Source organism: Peribacillus kribbensis DSM 17871 (genome assembly GCF_000430765.1).
Taxonomy (GTDB): Bacteria; Bacillota; Bacilli; order Bacillales; family DSM-1321; genus Paraperibacillus; species Paraperibacillus kribbensis.
The window spans coordinates 192,827-211,565 of the sequence record NZ_KE387238.1 but is presented as its reverse complement, the minus strand read 5'-3'; the positions used below and the strand labels follow the sequence as shown (position 1 = coordinate 211,565).

15 protein-coding genes are annotated in these 18,739 nt (G+C 41.7%); 14 read left to right on the top strand and 1 reads right to left on the bottom strand.

Annotated features, from left to right (window positions below; all coding sequences use genetic code 11):
• Nucleotides 1–25 precede the first annotated feature (25 nt).
• The 6 genes from H539_RS0114665 (at nucleotide 26) to H539_RS0114640 (ending at nucleotide 6,253) form a co-directional block, all read left to right on the top strand.
• Complete coding sequence (locus H539_RS0114665) at nucleotides 26–1,303, top strand: MFS transporter (RefSeq protein ID WP_026694149.1); 1,278 nt, start codon at nucleotides 26–28, stop codon at nucleotides 1,301–1,303.
• Between the two features lie 39 nt (nucleotides 1,304–1,342).
• Nucleotides 1,343–1,636 carry a putative quinol monooxygenase gene (locus H539_RS0114660; protein WP_026694148.1) on the top strand — a complete coding sequence of 98 codons (294 nt, stop codon included), beginning with the start codon at nucleotides 1,343–1,345 and terminating at the stop codon, nucleotides 1,634–1,636.
• Nucleotides 1,637–1,741: 105 nt separating this feature from the next.
• On the top strand, nucleotides 1,742–2,542 hold the full coding sequence (locus H539_RS0114655; protein ID WP_026694147.1) for an SDR family NAD(P)-dependent oxidoreductase: 801 nt from the start codon (nucleotides 1,742–1,744) through the stop codon (nucleotides 2,540–2,542).
• 500 nt (nucleotides 2,543–3,042) lie between these two features.
• The gene (locus tag H539_RS0114650) at nucleotides 3,043–3,864 is read left to right on the top strand and encodes a sugar phosphate isomerase/epimerase family protein (RefSeq protein WP_026694146.1); all 822 of its coding nucleotides are present in this window, start codon (nucleotides 3,043–3,045) and stop codon (nucleotides 3,862–3,864) included.
• A gap of 66 nt (nucleotides 3,865–3,930) precedes the next feature.
• Complete coding sequence (locus H539_RS0114645) at nucleotides 3,931–5,118, top strand: levoglucosan dehydrogenase (protein WP_026694145.1); 1,188 nt, start codon at nucleotides 3,931–3,933, stop codon at nucleotides 5,116–5,118.
• A 151-nt stretch (nucleotides 5,119–5,269) separates the two neighbouring features.
• Nucleotides 5,270–6,253 (top strand): ROK family glucokinase, encoded by a 984-nt coding sequence (locus H539_RS0114640; protein ID WP_026694144.1) that lies wholly within the window; start codon nucleotides 5,270–5,272, stop codon nucleotides 6,251–6,253.
• 165 nt (nucleotides 6,254–6,418) lie between these two features.
• Here H539_RS0114640 and H539_RS0114635 read toward each other — a convergent pair whose 3' ends face one another.
• On the bottom strand, nucleotides 6,419–7,093 hold the full coding sequence (locus H539_RS0114635; RefSeq protein ID WP_026694143.1) for a GntR family transcriptional regulator: 675 nt from the start codon (nucleotides 7,091–7,093) through the stop codon (nucleotides 6,419–6,421).
• 569 nt (nucleotides 7,094–7,662) lie between these two features.
• On the opposite strand from H539_RS0114635, the gene H539_RS0114630 reads away from it, so the two are divergent.
• The 8 genes from H539_RS0114630 (at nucleotide 7,663) to H539_RS0114595 (ending at nucleotide 18,663) form a co-directional block, all read left to right on the top strand.
• Nucleotides 7,663–9,105: an aldehyde dehydrogenase family protein gene (locus H539_RS0114630; RefSeq protein WP_035322688.1), complete on the top strand. Its 1,443-nt coding sequence runs from the start codon at nucleotides 7,663–7,665 to the stop codon at nucleotides 9,103–9,105.
• Nucleotides 9,106–9,123: 18 nt separating this feature from the next.
• Nucleotides 9,124–10,329, top strand: a complete 1,206-nt coding sequence (locus H539_RS0114625) for a hydroxyacid-oxoacid transhydrogenase (RefSeq protein WP_026694141.1) — start codon at nucleotides 9,124–9,126, stop codon at nucleotides 10,327–10,329.
• A gap of 172 nt (nucleotides 10,330–10,501) precedes the next feature.
• Nucleotides 10,502–11,731, top strand: coding sequence for an iron-containing alcohol dehydrogenase (locus tag H539_RS28625; protein ID WP_081415888.1), 1,230 nt, complete (start codon nucleotides 10,502–10,504; stop codon nucleotides 11,729–11,731).
• A gap of 152 nt (nucleotides 11,732–11,883) precedes the next feature.
• Entirely contained in the window at nucleotides 11,884–13,179 is a 1,296-nt protein-coding gene (locus H539_RS28620) for an MFS transporter (RefSeq protein WP_051348593.1), read from the top strand.
• Nucleotides 13,180–13,258: 79 nt separating this feature from the next.
• Nucleotides 13,259–14,722, top strand: coding sequence for an NAD-dependent succinate-semialdehyde dehydrogenase (locus tag H539_RS0114610; protein ID WP_051348592.1), 1,464 nt, complete (start codon nucleotides 13,259–13,261; stop codon nucleotides 14,720–14,722).
• Nucleotides 14,723–14,857: 135 nt separating this feature from the next.
• Nucleotides 14,858–16,069 (top strand): L-2-hydroxyglutarate oxidase, encoded by a 1,212-nt coding sequence (gene lhgO / locus H539_RS0114605; protein WP_026694139.1) that lies wholly within the window; start codon nucleotides 14,858–14,860, stop codon nucleotides 16,067–16,069.
• Nucleotides 16,070–16,239: 170 nt separating this feature from the next.
• Entirely contained in the window at nucleotides 16,240–17,178 is a 939-nt protein-coding gene (locus tag H539_RS0114600) for an AEC family transporter (RefSeq protein ID WP_026694138.1), read from the top strand.
• Nucleotides 17,179–17,292: 114 nt separating this feature from the next.
• Nucleotides 17,293–18,663: an FAD-binding oxidoreductase gene (locus H539_RS0114595; protein WP_035322752.1), complete on the top strand. Its 1,371-nt coding sequence runs from the start codon at nucleotides 17,293–17,295 to the stop codon at nucleotides 18,661–18,663.
• Nucleotides 18,664–18,739: the final 76 nt, after the last annotated feature.

The window sequence follows — 18,739 nt, the reverse complement described above, 5'->3', positions numbered from 1 at the left end:
AACTAATAAAATCGAGGTGGTAAAAATGAAAACGCTTGTAGGTCAAGAACGTACTTTAGGCGGACTTCCAATGGGAGTCGTTTGGGGATTTGTTGCAACGTTAATTTTTATGGCCGGTGACGGTCTCGAGCATGCATGGTTGTCTCCCTATCTGATTGAAAAGGGATTGACCGTTCAACAATCCGCGACTTTATTTGCTGTATATGGTGCTGTGCTGGCAATTGCATCTTACTTTTCAGGTGTACTCACCGAGATGTGGGGACCAAGGAGAGTAATGGTTATCGGTCTTGTTACTTGGTTAATCGGTCAGGTTCTATTTATTGAATATGGTTTAAAGTTAAACAATTTCGCTATTATGCTCCCGACATATGGGCTTCGTGGTTTAGGTTATCCATTATTCTGCTACTCTTTCTTAGTGTGGGTTACTTATCGCAGTCCAGAGCGGATTCTGGCAACAGCTGTAGGATTGTTCTGGGCAGCGTGGAGCGGAGGACTTTATGTTGTTGGAAGTTATTTCCCTGCTTATATGCTTCCGAAAATCGGATATATCGGGTTATTGTGGAGTGCTGTAGCTTGGGTATTAGTTGGAGGAATTGTTGGTCTTATTGTAGTAAAAGGTGATGTGAAAAAGGAACAAAAGGGAGATCCAAAGGACAAGCTAAAGAGCTTATTGAGTGGATTTACCATTTGTGTCGAACAGCCGAAAGTGGCAATCGGCGGCGTGGTCCGGATTATCAATTCAACAGGAATCGGTTCACTGCCAATCTTTTTCCCAATGTACTTGAAGTCCAATTACGGATTCACCACTGAACAGTTTTTACAAATGTGGGGAACCATGTGGTTTGCAAATATTATCTTTAACCTGATCATTCCATACATCAGCGATAAATGGCTGGGCTGGAGAAAAACAATTCAATGGCTCGGCAGCTTCGGTATGGGCGTTATGCTACTTGCTTTGCTTTACACACCTGAAGTATTTGGCAGCAGTTTCTTGGCATTAAATATTGCTGGAATTTTTATGGGAATTGTTCTTTGCGGTTTCGTTCCACTTTCAGCTTTGGTAGCATCACTTGCCCCTGAGAAAAAAGGGTCGGCGATGGCGATTGTAAGCTTTGGTGCAGGAATGTCTTACTTTATCGCACCGGCAATCGTTGGAATATTTATCGGACTTATCGGTGCGAAAGGGGTTATTTGGATTTTCGCAGGCACGTATTTCCTTGGTGCTTATTTAATGAAGTTTATGAAAATTGATTCCGAAGAGAAAAATAAAAAAGAAATCGTATTAGAAAAACATGCAGGGTAGTTTTTTAGAAATACCATCAACAATTAAGGGGGATGTACCATGATTATCATTCATGCCAGCATAAAGGTAAATGCGCCTTTTCGTGAAATATTCTTGGAAGAGGCAGGGCTTGTAACAAAACAATCTCAAGCGGAGTCCGGAAATAGTAGTTATCAATATTATGAAAATCCGGAAGAGGCGAACAGCTTTATCTTTGTTGAGAAATGGAAGGATGAAGAGGCGATTCAATTACATGAGGAAACCCCTCACTTTAAAAGATTCATAAAAGCTGTTGAACCCATTATTGCTGAACCCATCCATGCAGAATTATTTGAGGCTACCGTGAAAAATTAATATGGGAAATACATAAGGATTAACTCCGGGCTGAGTACCAGCTAGAGTTAATCCTTATTTGGCAGCTTGCTGATCAGGTTAGCATAGAAAGGAATGGATCAAAAAATGAATCTGGAATTAAAAAATAAAACCGCACTTGTGACTGGCAGCAGTAAAGGTATTGGGAAAGCAATTGCCATGGCGTTTGCGGAAGAAGGTGCCAACGTTGTAATTTGTGCACGGGGCGCTAAAGCGTTAAATGAGGCGTCGGCTGAAATAGAAAAAACCGGAGGACGTGTTCTTGCTATTGAAGCCGATTTAACGAAACAAGCAGACGTCGACCATCTTGTTGCTTCTGCTATTGAGCGTTTTAAGACCATCGACATCCTCGTTAATAATGCGGGGATTGCAAGTGGATTTGATGACTTTGAATCATTGGATATAGAGGAATGGCAGAATATTTTTGAGGTCAATCTTTTTGGAGCTGTACGTATAACGAAAGCGGTTATTCCTTTTATGAAAAGAACAGGATTTGGCCGTGTTATTAATATTTCATCAGAATCCGGGATTCAGCCAGACGCATTCATGCCTCATTATAATGCTTCTAAAGCAGCACTAATTAATTTTACAAAAAGCTTATCCAAGGCATATGCCGCAGAAGGGATAATTGTGAATACGGTATCGCCTGCGTTTATCATGACACCTATGCTTGAGGACCTGCTGAAGGATAATGCCAGGAAGCAGAACATCAGTTATGATGAAGCAATCCAGCAATTTTTAAAGGAAAATCGCCCGCATGTTGAAGTGAAACGGCCAGGGACAGTGGAAGAAGTTGCTTCAGCTGTTGTGTACCTTGCATCCGCAAAGGCTTCTTTTATTAATGGTGTAAACCTTCGAGTTGATGGTGGCTCCGTTGCAAGCCTCTAATCTGATTGGTTTAACAGTGGATCATCTTCAACATCTTGAAAACTGGCAGTAGGTATCGCTTAACCCGCTGACCGTTGTAAAAGGATTTATCCATGTTAATCGTATAAGAGGAAAGGGAAGTTTTTTAGGATTTCCTTTCCTCTTAAGCGTATGGTGAACAAAAGGCGGCATTTTCTGACAATATAAAATTATAGGTTGCAAATTTGGTTGTAATCGATTACAATAGTTCATGTAAGCGGTACAATATCTTTTATTCCAAGAAATAAATAGATATTAATTCATTCCTTCCTACTAAAAACAGCAGTTCATATGTATATAAAAATGTAATGGATTACATTTCGCTAAAACGTAAATAATGCATTTAATATTAGTATTATTGAAAGTTTAGAAATCTTTCAAAATGAAAATGTAATCGATTACTATAATTAAAGGTGAGTTGCTTCGATTTTTATAGGATGAAATATGGCAGACTAAATTCCAAAAGATATGGAGGTAATCAAATGAAATTAGGTTATCAAACAAATACTTGGGGCGGCGTAGTTGGTCATCCGGCAGGTGTGACTAGTGTGAAGGATAATTACTACCTTGCCTATGGATCAACGGAAGATGCATTAAAGGACATTGCGGAAGCTGGCTATGACGGCTTTGAAATCTTCGATGGAAACCTGATGCAATATAAAGATAAAAAAGAAGAATTTTTAAAATTGATGAATGACCATTCTTTATCCTTGGTTGGTGTATATACAGGCGGGAATTTTATTTTCCCTGATATTTTAGAAGAAGAATTAATAAAAATCGAAAGTGTAGCACAATTCGCATCAGAAGCAGGTGCAATCCACCTTGTAATAGGCGGCGGTGCGGTGCGTGCGAATGGCATACTTGAAAGCGATTTTACGGCTCTTGGTAATGCGCTTAATAAAGTAGTTGAAATTGCTGAAAAATATAATCTGATTGCAAGTTATCATCCGCATTTAGGAACGAACGTTCAGGCTCCTGAACAATTAGATAAACTAATGCCATTAACAAAGATTAACCTTTGCCCAGATACAGCTCACATTGAAGCTGGAGGTGGAGATCCAGTGGCTGTCATAAGAAAATATGTGGACCGCATCAAATATGTTCACTTTAAAGATTATGCCGATGGAGAGTTTTTACCATTAGGGGAAGGTCATCAGAAATTCGATGAAATGGTTCAAGCATTAGAAGAAGCAAACTATGATGGCTGGATTACGGTCGAGTTAGACAGCTACCAAGATCCAAAAGAAGGGGCTAAAATCAGCCGCAGCTATTTAAATCAATTTGATAAAGTAAATCAAGCATAAACGTTTCTTATCCATTAGGAATATCAAACTTTAAAAATATGAAGGAAATAGTGGGAGGATACTAAAATGAAAAAATTAAACGTAGGTATGATCGGCGGAGGATTTATGGGTAAGGCGCATTCACTTGCATATGCAGGTATGCCAATGTTTTTCTGGCCAGCACCGGCAATTCCTCATCGCCACACAGTAGTAGACGTTAACGAAGGATTAGCTAAAGATGCAGCAGCAAGATTAGGCTTTGATAACTATGCTACCGATTGGAGAGAAGTTGTTAACAATCCGGAAATCGATGTGATTGATATCGTAACTCCAAATAATACTCACGCAGAGATTGCGATTGCAGCTGCAAAAGCTGGAAAGCATATTATCTGTGAAAAGCCATTAGCATTAGGGGCTGAACAAGCGAGAGAAATGTTAGAAGCAGTAAAAGCAGCAGGTGTAAAACACGCGGTTGCTTTTAACTACAGGAGAACACCAGCTGTTGCACTTGCGAAAAAATATATTGAAGAAGGAAGAATCGGTAAAGTTCTAAGCTTCCGTGGAACGTACTTACAAGACTGGTCAGCTGATCCAAACTCTCCATTATCATGGCGCTTCCAAAAGAAAATCGCTGGGTCAGGTGCACTAGGTGATATTGGTACACACGTAGTTGATTATGCTCGTTACCTTGTTGGCGAAATCACAGATGTAAATGCGATCACAAAAACATGGATCCCTGAAAGACCGATTCAAACTGGCGGCATCGACAAGTTAGGTACAGTAAAATCAGGTGGCGACGATGTACCTAAAGCAGCTGTAGATGTGGATGATGAATTTATTACGATGGTTAAGTTTGATAATGGTGCTATCGGAACGATTGAAGCAACACGTAATGCACATGGCCGGAACAACTTCCTAACTTTTGAAATTCATGGTGAAAATGGTTCATTATACTTTAACTATGAGCGCCGTGATGAACTTCAAGTTTGCTTCGCAGATGATCCAAGTGATGCAAAGGGCTTCAGAACCGTTTATACAGGACCTGCTACTCCGTACGGCGAAGGATTATGGCCAATTCCTGCTCTGGGTATTGGTTACGGCGAAACAAAGATCATTGAAACATATGATTTCTTTAAAGCAATCAGTGAGGATACTGAATTCTCACCTAACTTCAATGATGGCTACCAGATTGAAGTGATTGCTGATGCGATTCTGGCATCTGCTGAAAAAGGTCAATGGGTTAATCTTGAAAAAACAGCTGCCGCTGTAAAATAACGAGAAAGGCAGAAGCGCCCGTTAGTTACTGGGCGTTAGAGCTAGACAATTCTCAACCTTAACAAGAGGCGTCTCAATTGAGATGCCTCTTTTGTAAGAATGGCGTTTTTTGGAGTGGGAAGGAAGTCATGAAGGAAATGAGTGAAGGGTTATGGAAGAAAGATGGTTAGTTGGTGTTGATATAGGCGGGACCACGATTAAAATGGCTTTTATCAGTTTGCAGGGTGACATCATTTATAGCTGGGAGATCTATACTGATATAAGTAATAAGGGCATACACATACCTGAATCGATTGCAAGATCGATTGATCAAAAGTTAGAAGAATTAAATCAAACGAACAATCAGTTAGTTGCAATCGGGGTTGGTGCGCCAGGCCCTGTGAATGAGGAGGACGGCTCCGTTGAAGTGGCGGTGAACCTAGGCTGGGAACGATTCCAATTACAAACTATCCTCGAGAGGGAAACATCTCTGCCTGTTGTCGTCGACAACGATGCAAATCTAGCGGCAATCGGTGAAATGTGGAAAGGTGCGGGCAAAGGGGCTAAAAACTTAATTTGTGTTACTTTAGGAACAGGTGTTGGTGGCGGAATTATCGTTAATGGTGAGGTTGTACATGGGGTAAATGGAGGCGGTGGTGAAATTGGCCATATGACTTCGGTACCGAAAAACGGAGCACCATGTAACTGTGGGAAATTAGGATGTCTGGAAACGGTAGCGTCAGCGACAGGAATTGTCCGCTTGGCAAAAGAAGAATTAGTATCTTCAAATGAGAGCAGCTGTTTACGAGATTATGAGGTACATCAAACTTTGTCCGCCAAGCACATTTTTGATGCGGCGAAGGAAGGAGATGTACTTGCTAACCGAGTAGTCGAACAGGTTGCCTTTCAATTAGGATTGTCTCTTTCAAATTTAGCGAATGTCTTAAATCCTGAAACAATTGTGATTGGAGGCGGGGTTTCGAAAGCTTATGATACCTTGTTGCGGCCATTAAAAGACATATTTCTGCAATTTGCTTTTCCGAGAGTAGTACAAGGTGTCGAGATTGTCACTGCTACACTAGGTAATAACGCAGGTGTTATTGGAGGAGCTTGGCTGGCGAAAGAAAAAATGATCAATAAGCCTGTATTTCAATGATCATTCTTTTAAAAAGAGAAAGGCGAAAACTATCAGTTTTCGCCTTATTTATTGTCCTATTCACCCTTTTCCTTGTGTATTTTGATATTACAAAAGTAGGAGTGAGTGAAGATTTATTTATGATTTTAAATAGACTTTCTTTTAAGGCTGTAGGCACCTTAGATTTCAAGGTTTTGAGTCATCTTGCCTTTTCACCAAACGATTGATGGAATCTTGGATATGACCAGAAATAGCAAGCTCGGCTCTGTAAACATCTCGTGTTTTAATCGCTTTAATAATTTCCAGATGTTCCGATGGTGCTTCTGTTTGATCTAACTGACCTCTGACGTGGTAAAAACGACCAATATGCAGGTGGATGTGCATGCCTTCATAAGCTTCAGTAAGGAATGGGTTCTCTCCGGCTTTCATAATAGAAAGATGAAATTGTTGATCTAAATGTGTAAAATCGAGTATTTTTTTATTTATTGGACCTGGGGGAATAGAATACATTTGTTCTGTAAGCCAAGAAAGGTGTTCCACCACACTCAAATTATTTGAGCGGATAATATTCCGAATGGCATTGACTTCCAATAAAGTGCGGGCTTCTAGCATTTTCTTCATATTATCTGCATCTAAAATATCACTGACACGATACCCTTTATTTGGTTCCAAAATCACTAATTTTTCCGAACTAAGGCGTGAGAGTGCTTCTCTTAGAGGAATGGCGCTGATGTTGATTTCCTTTGTTAGATTACTTATATTAATCTTTTGCCCAGGTGATATACTCCAATCAAAAATTCTTTCCTTTAATAAATTATAGACTAACTCTGTTGTCTCTCCTCTTTCCTTTTCCCTTATCATGGAAGTTCTCCTATCTTTTTAAAATTTGTGTGGAAGATATATGGTAGTAAACCCTACATTGGTATCTGTAACTTCTTTATTTAAAGAAACAAAGGTATCAATATGATAATAAAGTAAAACCTTGTTGGTTTTCAAAATTTGCAAATGGACCGAGGTAGACTAGTTGAGAACTACTTATTTCCAATTTGCTACTTATTAAATATATCATTCACAATGGAAATTGTATATCAAGCCAAAAAATCATAAAAATAATATACGATAATAACCGTATAAGGCATGCGGCGTCCGAGATTCTTTTTATTATATTTAGATAAAGCCTTTGATATCAACAAAATATATAGATATCAGAATATTTTAAATAAAATAGTATTTACAAAATAATATATTATATGATATATTATTGAAAATAATTATATATTATTTTGACGGTTTACAATAGCTTATTAAAGTTATAGCAAAGGAATTCATTTCAATGAAAGCGCTTTATATCCATCTGGTAGAAACTCTCGTAAATTGTAAAAACGTAGGAAGGTTCGATCTTTAATGGACAGAGGAGGAAGGAAGCTACTATGAACACAGTGACAGCTAAAAAAAATGAGGTTTATGGCCATTTCATTAATGGCAGCTGGATCTCCGATCACAATACAATTCCAGTTTTGAACAAATATTCAAAAGAAGAGATTGCCCGGATTGGCAATGCATCCCGAAAAACTGTTTCTGATGCAGTAACCAATGCCCTGGAAACCTTTAATACAAAAAAGCTAGATTCCAATCAACGCTACGAGATTCTAATGCGTGCAGCGAATATCGCTAAAGCAAGAAAAGAAGAGTTGGCGATGATTCTCGTACAGGAAGTCGGTAAAGTATTGAAGGATGCTAGAGGGGAAATCGATAGAGGAATTCAAACCATGGTTCATTCAGCGGAAGAAGCAAAACGGATTGCTGGGACAGGCGTACCTTTGGGGCAGTCTGGTAACGACAATAAGATGGCTTTCACCATCCGAGTTCCTGTTGGGGTTATTGGTGCGATTACCCCGTTTAATTTCCCATTCAATCTCACTATACATAAGGTAGCTCCTGCGTTAGCAGCGGGAAACACCATAGTATTGAAGCCGGCGGAAGTGACGCCCCTTATTGCATGCAAGATCGCAGAAATTTTTTCTGAAGCAGGATTACCTGCAGGTTTTCTGAATGTGGTTAACGGGTTGGGACAGGAAACAGGCCAATATCTTTTGGAGGATGAACGCATTGCGATGTTCACTTTTACAGGGAGTCCAAGCGTAGGGCGGCACATTAAGAGCAGTACGGGTATTCGTAAGGTTACCTTGGAATTAGGAAATAACTCCCCTAATATCGTTCACAAGGATGTCCCTGATATAGACAGAGCAGTTGAACTCTGTGTCACCAGGGGGTATGTGAATGCAGGTCAAGCCTGTATCTCTGTACAGCGCATCTACGTTCATAGAGATATCTGTGATGAGTTTGTGGAGAAGGCAGTCAAGGTAGCACAGAGCTTGAAGGTCGGAAATCCTGCAGATTCTTCCACAGACATTGGCCCTATGATTTCCGAAAAAGAAGCAAGGCGAGCGGAAGAATGGATCCAAGAAGCCAGTCGTCTTGGGGCCAAAGTGGTATATGGAGGAAAAAGGCGGGATTCAATTTTAGAACCTACTATTTTAATAGATGTGAAGCCGGAAATGAAGGTAGTCTGCCAGGAAGTGTTCGCGCCAGTGATTAGCATTATTCCTTTCGATAGCATCGAGGAGGCTTTCCGTCAGGCGAATGATACGAAGTTCGGCTTACAAGTTGGTTTCTTTACATCGAATATCACTTTAGCCATGCGGGCAACACAGGAACTCCATTTTGGCGGTGTGATTATCAATGATGTTTCTACTTACCGTGCCGACATTATGCCGTATGGCGGCGTGAAGGATAGCGGAATTGGCAAAGAGGGACCGCATTATGCCATTCAAGAAATGACGGACGAAAAACTTGTCGTCATCAATTTATAGAATTTGGAGGTAAGGGGCATGAGAAATACATGGGATTTTTATTCTACAGAAAGGATCGTATTTGGAAACGGGGCGATCAGGCAATTGGATTCGATCCTTCAAAGATTAAAGGCGAAACACATTTTACTCGTTACTGACCCAGGGATCAAAAATGCAGGTATCGTGGACAGAATTACCTCATTGTTGGAACAAGCAAACTACGAAACAGTGATCTATGACCAGGTCGTACCGGAGCCGCCGGTAGAATCGGCGCTAAACTGTTATGAGTTTGCTAAATCTCAAATGGATATTGATGCAGTAATTGGCCTTGGTGGAGGCAGCAGCATTGATATGGCCAAGATTGTTGCTTTGTTGGTCGCCCATGGCGGACATCCTTTGGATTATTATGGTGGAGAAAACCAGGTACCCGGACCCATCGCCCCACTTGTAGCGATTCCGACGACCGCTGGAACCGGTTCAGAAGTAACATCTGTTGCGGTATTGACCGATGTTGAAAATAACCTGAAAGTTGGTATCTCAGATAATTATCTAAGACCAACCGTTGCTCTACTAGATCCAGAATTAACGGTGGGGCTTCCTGCTTATGTAACAGCTTGTTCCGGAATTGATGCTTTGTCACATGCGATAGAGGCCTTCACAGCCAAACCTTATGCATTTATCCAGGCAGAAGGAAGTATCTTATTCCAGGGTTCCATCCCCATCAGCGATGCACTGGCATACAAGGCAATTGAATTAATCGCAAAAAATCTGCCGCTTGCTGTGCAGCAGGGCAGCAATCTTGAGGCCCGTTCCAATATGCTGATGGGCAGCCTGCTTGCTGGAATGTCCTTTTCAAATGCAGGTACAGCAGCAGCCCATGCATTGGCTTACCCAATTGGTGGGCTTGTGAAGTCACCTCATGGAGAGGTTACGGGGCTCTTGCTTCCGTATGTCATGGAATACAATGCAGCCGTAGAAACAGAAAAAATGGTGAGAATTTCCCAGGCATTCAATGTGAACTCGGATGGCCTATCCGATAGGGAAGTCGCTTTGGCCGCTTCAAAAGCTGTGCTTGCCCTGCTTGGGGAAATTGGACTGCCTACCAGACTAACAGAGATTGGGATCAAAGAAGAGGATATTCCCGAAATTGCTGAGAAGACACTCCAGATTGATCGACTTGTCCGTAATAACCCAAGGGTGCCAACTAAACGCAGTTTAGAAGAATTACTTAGAAAAGCTTTATAATTTAGATTATTTGTATAAGAAACCAGGGTCCACATCCCCCGGCCTGTAAGATAACCGAATGGTTAAAAGCACTTATCGCAGTTTAGGGTAAATTAGTATAAAGAGAATGGATCTGCAGACCGGAAAAGAAAGAGTTTCGCTATCTAATAAAAAAATGAAAGGATGGTGCAAGATGTCTCTTATACCTTTTACATATTTTATGCCGACACGAGTGGAATGCGGAAACGGAATATCTGAAGAAACAGGAGAACTAATTAAAGATTTAGGGGTATCGAGTGTGCTCATTGTCACAGATAAAGGGGTCAGAGCAGCCGGACTCTTACAAGGCATTGAAAAATCCCTTTCTTCGGCAAACCTTTATTATGAGATTTACGATGAGGTAGAGCCCAATCCATCAGCTGAAACAATCCAACAGGGGACAGTGTATCTTAAGCAGCAAAAGATTGAGGCAGTTCTGGCTGTAGGCGGAGGAAGCAGCATAGACACAGCCAAGGGAATTGCGGCAATGGCTACTAATGCAGGCCATATCCTGGATTATGAAGGGGTTGGAAAGATTTCCAATCATCCACTCCCGATCATTGCCATCCCGACTACGGCTGGAACAGGTAGTGAAGCCACTAATTCGACAGTGGTAACGAATAAGGAAACCTCTTTTAAATTAGGTGTTCTTAGTTCACTTCTATTTCCAAACCTAGCAATATTGGATCCTGCCCTTACATTGCATTTGCCTCAAGAGATTACTGCAGCTACTGGTATGGATGCTTTAACCCATGCGATTGAATCCTACACATCCAAATCAGCAAACCCTGTCAGCAAGGCTTTTGCCATGCAGGCGATCAAGATGATCGGTGAAAATTTAACACGATCGTACTTTGTGGGGACGGACTTGGAAAGCAGGGAAAACATGCTTGTAGCCTCCCTGTTAGCTGGCGTAGCCTTTTCACAGTCGCGATTGGGTAATGTACACGCTATTTCCCATACATTTGGAGGTGTCTTTAATATACCGCATGGCATCGCAAATGCAGCTCTATTGCCATTCGTTATGAAATTCAATCTGCCGGCATGTGCGGAACAGTATAGAGAAATAGCGATAGCTTTAGGAAGAAATGTAAGCGGTTTATCTATCGAGAAAGCAGCCGAAAAAGCAATAGATACTGTCATCGAGATGAATCAATGTATGAATATTCCTCTCAATATTAAAGAGCTTGGAGTCTCACTGGACGTTTTGCCGAAATTGGTGGATGACTCCATGAGGAGCGGTAACGTGTTCGTTAATCCGAGGCTGACAAAGGCATCTGATATCCAACTGATAATTGAGAAGGCTTATCATGGAGATTTAGAATGTTTTCATCGGGATGCTTTCGGTTCCAAAAGTCTAGAACCGGCCATCATGAATGTATAAAGGCAATCGAAATTACTACCATTGTACTGTAATAGTCATCTAGATATTTCTGGTAATTTCAAAACATTTTTCTCATTTCAAATTTTTTCGGGCCATATGAATTTCCCGAAACGTTTTTCTACCAAAAATATTATCCATAACGAGGTGCAAATATGAAAAAGACAAATGGAAGATGGCTTGTAGTAGGACTCCTTTTCATCGCTACGACAATCAACTATATGGATAGGGCCATTCTTGGCATTGCAGGGCCCTCGATGATGAAGGATCTTTCGATTTCGGTGGTAGGATTCGGAATATTAGGGTCAGCGTTCTTTTGGTCGTATGCCTTAATGCAGATTCCGGTCGGGGTAATCGTTGATAAATTAGGAGCCCGCTTAACGTACTCCATCGCCATCGTGTGGTGGTCGCTTTGTACAGTGTTTACTGGATTTGGACGTTCGCTTGGCGCACTGATCGGTATCCGAGTTTTAATGGGAATCGGAGAGGCCCCTGCGTTTCCAACCAACACGCGCGTTATTTCAGACTGGCTGCCGTCACACGAACGGGGCATCGCAAACGGGATTTTTAATTCTGGTACTGCTATCGGTATTGGTATAACGACACCGATTTTAGCATGGATTATCCAAAATTGGGGTTGGCAAGCATCCTTTATGGTAATCGGATGCCTCGGATTCGTATGGCTGGCATTCTGGTTACTCTTTTTCAAAAACCATCCAAAACAAAGTAAGATCGCAAATGAGGCGGAAGTGGACTATATCAAAGAGGGGCAAACCCAAGCGGAAAAAGCACCGACACTAACCATCTCACCATTTAAATTCTTTAAATACAGAAATGTTTACCCGATGTTATACGGTTTGTTTGCACATAACTATCTTACTTATTTAATGATGACCTGGCTTCCTACTTATCTTGTAAACCAAAGAGGAATGACACTTTTAAAAGCAGGAATTTTCACGATGCTGCCTTGGATTATGTCCTTTTTGGGAAATATCCTGGGAGGAGTGTTGTCCGATATTTTAATTAAAAGAGGCTGGAATTCAATCAAAGCGAGAAAAACCGTTTTAGCCATAGGCATGCTATTTCCATTAGCCATTATACCGACTATCTATACAGACAGCGCCATTATGGCACTTACGTATATTTCCATAGCGATCGGCGGTGAAGGATTGGCTGCGGGCATTCTCTGGGCTACTGTTTCGGATGTTGCTCCAAAAGGTGCGGAAGGAAAGCTTGCAGGGTTGCAAAATTTAGTGGGCAACCTTTCTGGTTGGTTAGCTCCAGCCGTGACAGGGATTTTAGTAGCGAAGCTCAATAATTTCAATATAGCTCTGATTATACCGGTAGTTCTTTGCCTTCTTGCTGCTGTGGGATATACCTTCCTTCTTAAAAACGAGAGGATTTCCATTAACTCGGACATTGATGGAGGAACTAAAGCTTCAGGATTCTGATCGGTCATTACCCTATGGATTAAACAACTTTAAAAATTAATGAAGAGATTATAATTCTGTTAAAAAAGGAGACTTAACTATGCTAAAAACTAGTCGATTAGTCGATTTAACCGAACTGGAAATGTATGTAAATGGGGAATGGTCAGTAGCACAGAACGGAGAAACTATACCCGTTACAAATCCATCAACAGGGAAGGTGGTGGCTAAAATCCCAAATGGTGGACGCCAAGAAACTCAGGAGGCAATTGCAGCTGCTGAAAAAGCGTTTAAAACCTGGTCAAAATTGACGGCTCAGGAACGTAGTAAATACCTAAAGAAATTGCATGATCTTATGCATGAATATAAAGATGAATTAGCAGAAATTATGAGTCTGGAAATGGGGAAGCCCTTTACTGAAGCCCAGGGTGAAGTGGCTTTTGCTGCAAGCTACCTGGAATGGTTTGCGGAAGAAGGACGCCGGATTTATGGGGAAACGATCCCTGCTTCTGCTGCCAATAAAAGGCTGTCGGTGATCCGCCAGCCGATCGGGGTGGTAGCCTCAATTACTCCTTGGAATTTCCCGTTGGCTATGATGACTAGGAAGGTAGGACCTGCAATGGCCGCTGGATGTACAGCCATTGTGAAGCCTGCGAAACAATCTCCTATTAGTGCGTTAGCATTTGGTAAATTGGTAGAAATGGCGGGAGTGCCTGCTGGGGTGGTTAATATAGTAACGGGTAGTGCCGGACCTATCTCGGATGAAATCTTTGAAAACCCCGTAGTAAGAAAAATTTCTTTTACCGGTTCTACTGAAGTAGGCAAAATGCTGGTTACCAAGTCAGCCCCGCAACTCAAGAGACTTTCTCTTGAGCTTGGTGGACATGCGCCATTTATCGTTTTTGAAGATGCTGAATTGGAAGCAGCAGCAGCTGGTGCCGTGGCAAGCAAATTCAGAAATACAGGGCAGACGTGCGTTTGTGCAAATCGAATTTACGTCCACCGTTCTGTCATCGATAAATTCTCTGCGCTATTTGTTGAAAAGGTACAAGCTCTTAAAGTCGGGAATAGTATTGATCCTACCGTTGAAGTCGGGCCTCTTGTCAGCAGTGACGGGCTGGCAAAGGTAGAGGAGCATGTACAAGATGCCCTGGCAAAAGGTGCCCGCCTTCTTTGTGGCGGACAAAGGATCGAAGGGGAATTGTCGGATGGATTGTTCTATGAACCTACCGTTCTTAGTGGAGTGAACAAGGATATGCTTATCACATTCGAGGAAACATTTGGTCCGGTTGCACCAATCATCCCGTTTGATACAGAAGAAGAAGTGATCGAGCTTGCCAATAATACAGAGTACGGTCTGGCGGCCTATTTTTATACACAGAATATAAGCAGGGGAGTTAGGGTATCGGAAGCCCTGGAGTTCGGAATTATCGGCTTTAACGATGCCATTCCCACTGTTGCACAGGCTCCATTTGGCGGAATGAAAGAGAGCGGTATGGGAAGGGAAGGCGGCTATCAAGGCCTTGAAGAATATTTGGAGGAAAAATATATATCGATGGGTTTTTAGAACCGGGGGATATTAGAAGCTTCTTGATTTAAATGAATCAAAAATCCTGCCAAAGCTGGCAATAAAACTAGGCAGGTAGACTGAAAGTGAATCCTAAAAGCTAGGGATCTATCATAATGCAAATGAGGGATAATTATGTATGATTTTGCAATTGTAGGTGGAGGAATCATTGGTTTATCTACAGGTATGGCGCTGACGAAGCGGTATCCCGGCACAAAAATAGTCATGATAGAAAAGGAAAAGGATTGGGCCCATCATCAAACTGGCCATAACAGTGGAGTTATCCATTCCGGTATTTATTATAAACCAGGCAGTTTAAAGGCGAAATTTGCACGCGAAGGCAACAAAGCAATGGTCCGATTTTGCCAAGAGCATGGGATCGATTATGATGTATGTGGAAAGGTGATTGTCGCCACCAATTCGGAAGAGCTGCCGCTTTTGGATAATCTGTTCGACCGCGGCATTCAAAACGGATTGGAAGTCATTAAAATTGGATCTGAGGAATTGTCCGAAATAGAACCACATGTCGCGGGTTTGGGCGCAATCCGGGTTCCAAGCTGCGGAATTGCTGATTATAAAGGCGTTTCCCAGAAATTCGCCGAGATCATCCAGGAAGGCGGAGGAGACATCTGTCTCGACACAAAAGTGGAAAATATCACGGATGGGACGGACGGGGTCGCGATAGAAACAAACCGAGGAACAATTAAATCGCGTTTTCTCATTAACTGTGCCGGCTTGCACAGCGATCGTGTGGCAAAAATGACCGGGATGAATACCGGCATGAAGATCGTTCCTTTCCGAGGCGAATATTATGAGCTGGCTCCGGAAAAAAGGCATCTCGTGAAGCACTTGATTTATCCAGTTCCCAACCCGGACTTCCCGTTCCTCGGGGTTCACTTTACCCGTATGATCAATGGCGAGGTTCACGCTGGGCCAAATGCGGTATTGGCCTTTAAACGTGAGGGCTATACCAAGAAAGACATTAATGTTAAGGATTTATTCGAAGTGTTGACATATCCTGGCTTTTGGAAAATGGCCATGCCAAATATGAAAGAAGGCATCAAGGAATATGTACGTTCCTTCAGCAAACAGGCCTTTTTGCATAGCCTACAACGGCTAATCCCCGAGTTGACGGAGAAGGATATCATTCCAACACATGCCGGAGTGCGGGCACAGGCTCTTATGCATGATGGCAGCATGGTGGATGACTTTGCAATATTTTCGGGGACCAATTCGCTGCATATTTGCAATGCCCCGTCACCTGCAGCAACGGCATCTATTCAAATCGGAAATGCTGTAGTTGAACGTATTGTAGAGAGTTCCCGGATTTTAGACCGATTGGCTTGAATAAGCTAAGTGAAGACAATGATGAATAAAGAGTATAAAGATCTTAATAATATATACTAGGCTATGAAACTGGAATTTTGGGAAAGTGAGAAAATTGCTTTCTCTTTTCTTTTTTTCTCACAATTAAAATGATGGAAGAAAAATTACAATTGTAGAATGGGGGAGGATCTTTGGATATATCAACAGTTCTATCAGCAGTAAGCATGATGGCAATTATTATTTTACTTGGGGTGATAATTGGTATAAGCTTCTCTGTTACAGAAGAATCAAAACGCTTGCTTACTACCATCATTCTCAATATTGCGGTACCTTCCATTATTTTAAACGGAATATTTACTATGGAAATCAATGATCAATTGTTATCAAAAATGATAACTCTATTTTTACTTTCGATTCTTTTCAATACGATTGGTATCGGATTGGGTTGGATGAGTGCAATAGTGTTTGGTTTTCGTTCGGTGAAATCCAGAAAATTAGCCATCCTGGCAGGTTTGGGGAATACCGGATTTATCGGCATTCCTGTCTGTACGTCATTGTTTGGGCCTTCGGGGGGCTTATTAGCGGCAATATTTGATGCAGGTCTTGATGTAATCATTTTTACATTGGTAACTGTGCTATTGAATAAGGATGGGAAATTTTCATTAAGAAGCCTTAAAGCAATGATTAACATTCCGATTTTTGCCATTGTGATTGGGTTAACCATTGCAATGATTGGGTATAAACCGCCAATACTTGTGAAAAATTTAGCAGCAACATTATCAGATTTAGCTGCCCCATTGGCCATGCTGTACATTGGTTTATTAATATCTGCATTTTTCAAAGAAAAGAAGGAACTACCTATTCGTTTCATAAGTATTTCGCTTATGATGAAACTGTTGGTCTTTCCCTTAATAATTCTTGCTGTCTTACAATGGATACCTGTCGCCAATGAACTTAAATTAATTGCTTTGGTCGAGGTATCAATGCCCACTTTTATGATAGCTACTGTCTTATTTGCACGTTATGGCCATGATGAAGGGACTGCGGTTATGGCTACAGTTTATTCTACTATGTGTTCTTTACTCACAATTCCTCTAATTGCCTATATGGCAAGTATAATTTTTAATTGATCTTTTTAGATGGAGGCAAAAAACTTTTTTAAGATTCTGAATTTAATTATAATTATGATGCCAGCATACTAAAAGAAAAGTTTACTTACTGTGGGGGAATCAAAGTTGAATACAATGGAAAACGACTTAGTCGGCCAATTAAAGAAATTTATACCGGCGGAGCAGATCACTGCCAACCCTACTGTGTTAGAACAGCATAGTAAAGATGAATCGTATCATACTCCTCATTTGCCAGATGTCGTTGTATTTCCAAAAAGCGCTGAGGAAGTCAGCAGGATCATGAAGTTTGCTAATGAAAAGAACATTCCTGTCACTCCTTTTGGAATGGGGACCAGCCTAGAAGGTCATGTGATTCCGTATCAAGGAGGAATATCATTAGATTTTCAGCTGATGAATGAAGTACTGGAGGTGCGCCCGACAGATTTTTTGGTACGGGTACAGCCGGGAGTTACACGGAGCCAGTTAAACAAAGCATTAAAGAAACATGGGCTTTTTTTTACGGTGGATCCAGGTGCAGATGCAACGCTTGGAGGGATGGCTGCAACAAATGCCAGCGGTACCACCTCTGTGAGGTATGGAATTATGCGTGACCAGGTGCGCGATCTTGAGGTGGTACTGGCAGATGGACGCATCATTCATACAGGAAACATGACAGCAAAATCATCATCCGGATATCATATTTCCAGTCTGTTTGTCGGTTCAGAGGGTACGTTGGGTGTATTTACAGAACTGACGCTGCGTGTATACGGTTTACCGGAGGTTATTACAGCGGCACGTGCTGTATTCTCCAGCGTAGAAGATGCTGTTACCACAGTTGTTTCAACGTTGTCAGCCGGTATTCCCATCGCCCGCATGGAATTGGTGGATGCACGATCCATTAAACAAGTAAATGCTTATAACAACACAACTTATCCAGAGAAACCTACCCTTTTTATTGAGTTCCACGGAAGTGAAGGGGGGCTATCGTACGATATAGAATTCACTCAAAACATAGCGCTGGAAAACGGCTGTCAGGAATTCCTATTTGAAACAGATTCGAAGGCTCGTTCCCAGCTCTGGGATGTACGCCATAGCTTAGCTTACGCTTTTGTCCACAAATCCCCGGGGAAGAAAATGATGGTTACAGATGTGTGCGTCCCCATTTCAGAGTTAGTCGGCGCCATCGTGGATGCGCGTAATCACATTGACGGCTCCGAGCTGGATGCGGGCATAGTGGGGCATGTAGGAGATGGAAACTACCATGTTATTTTAATGATCGATTTAAATGATCCGGAAGAAGTATCAAAAGCCAAAGAGTTTAACGCCCACTTGGTTGAGTATGCGTTAAGCCGGGGAGGATCCTGCACGGGAGAACATGGTGTAGGAGTGGGGAAAGCTCATTATCAGCGCAGAGAGCATGGAGAGGCCTTGGATATAATGATGGCGATCAAAGATGTCTTGGATCCAAAGGGAATCTTAAATCCAGGGAAAATTTTTATGGATTAGTTCCTGAGTTCATTGACTATTAGCATGACAGATGTATATCAATCAATAAAAGAAATCCCTGGAGGACTTTCCAGGG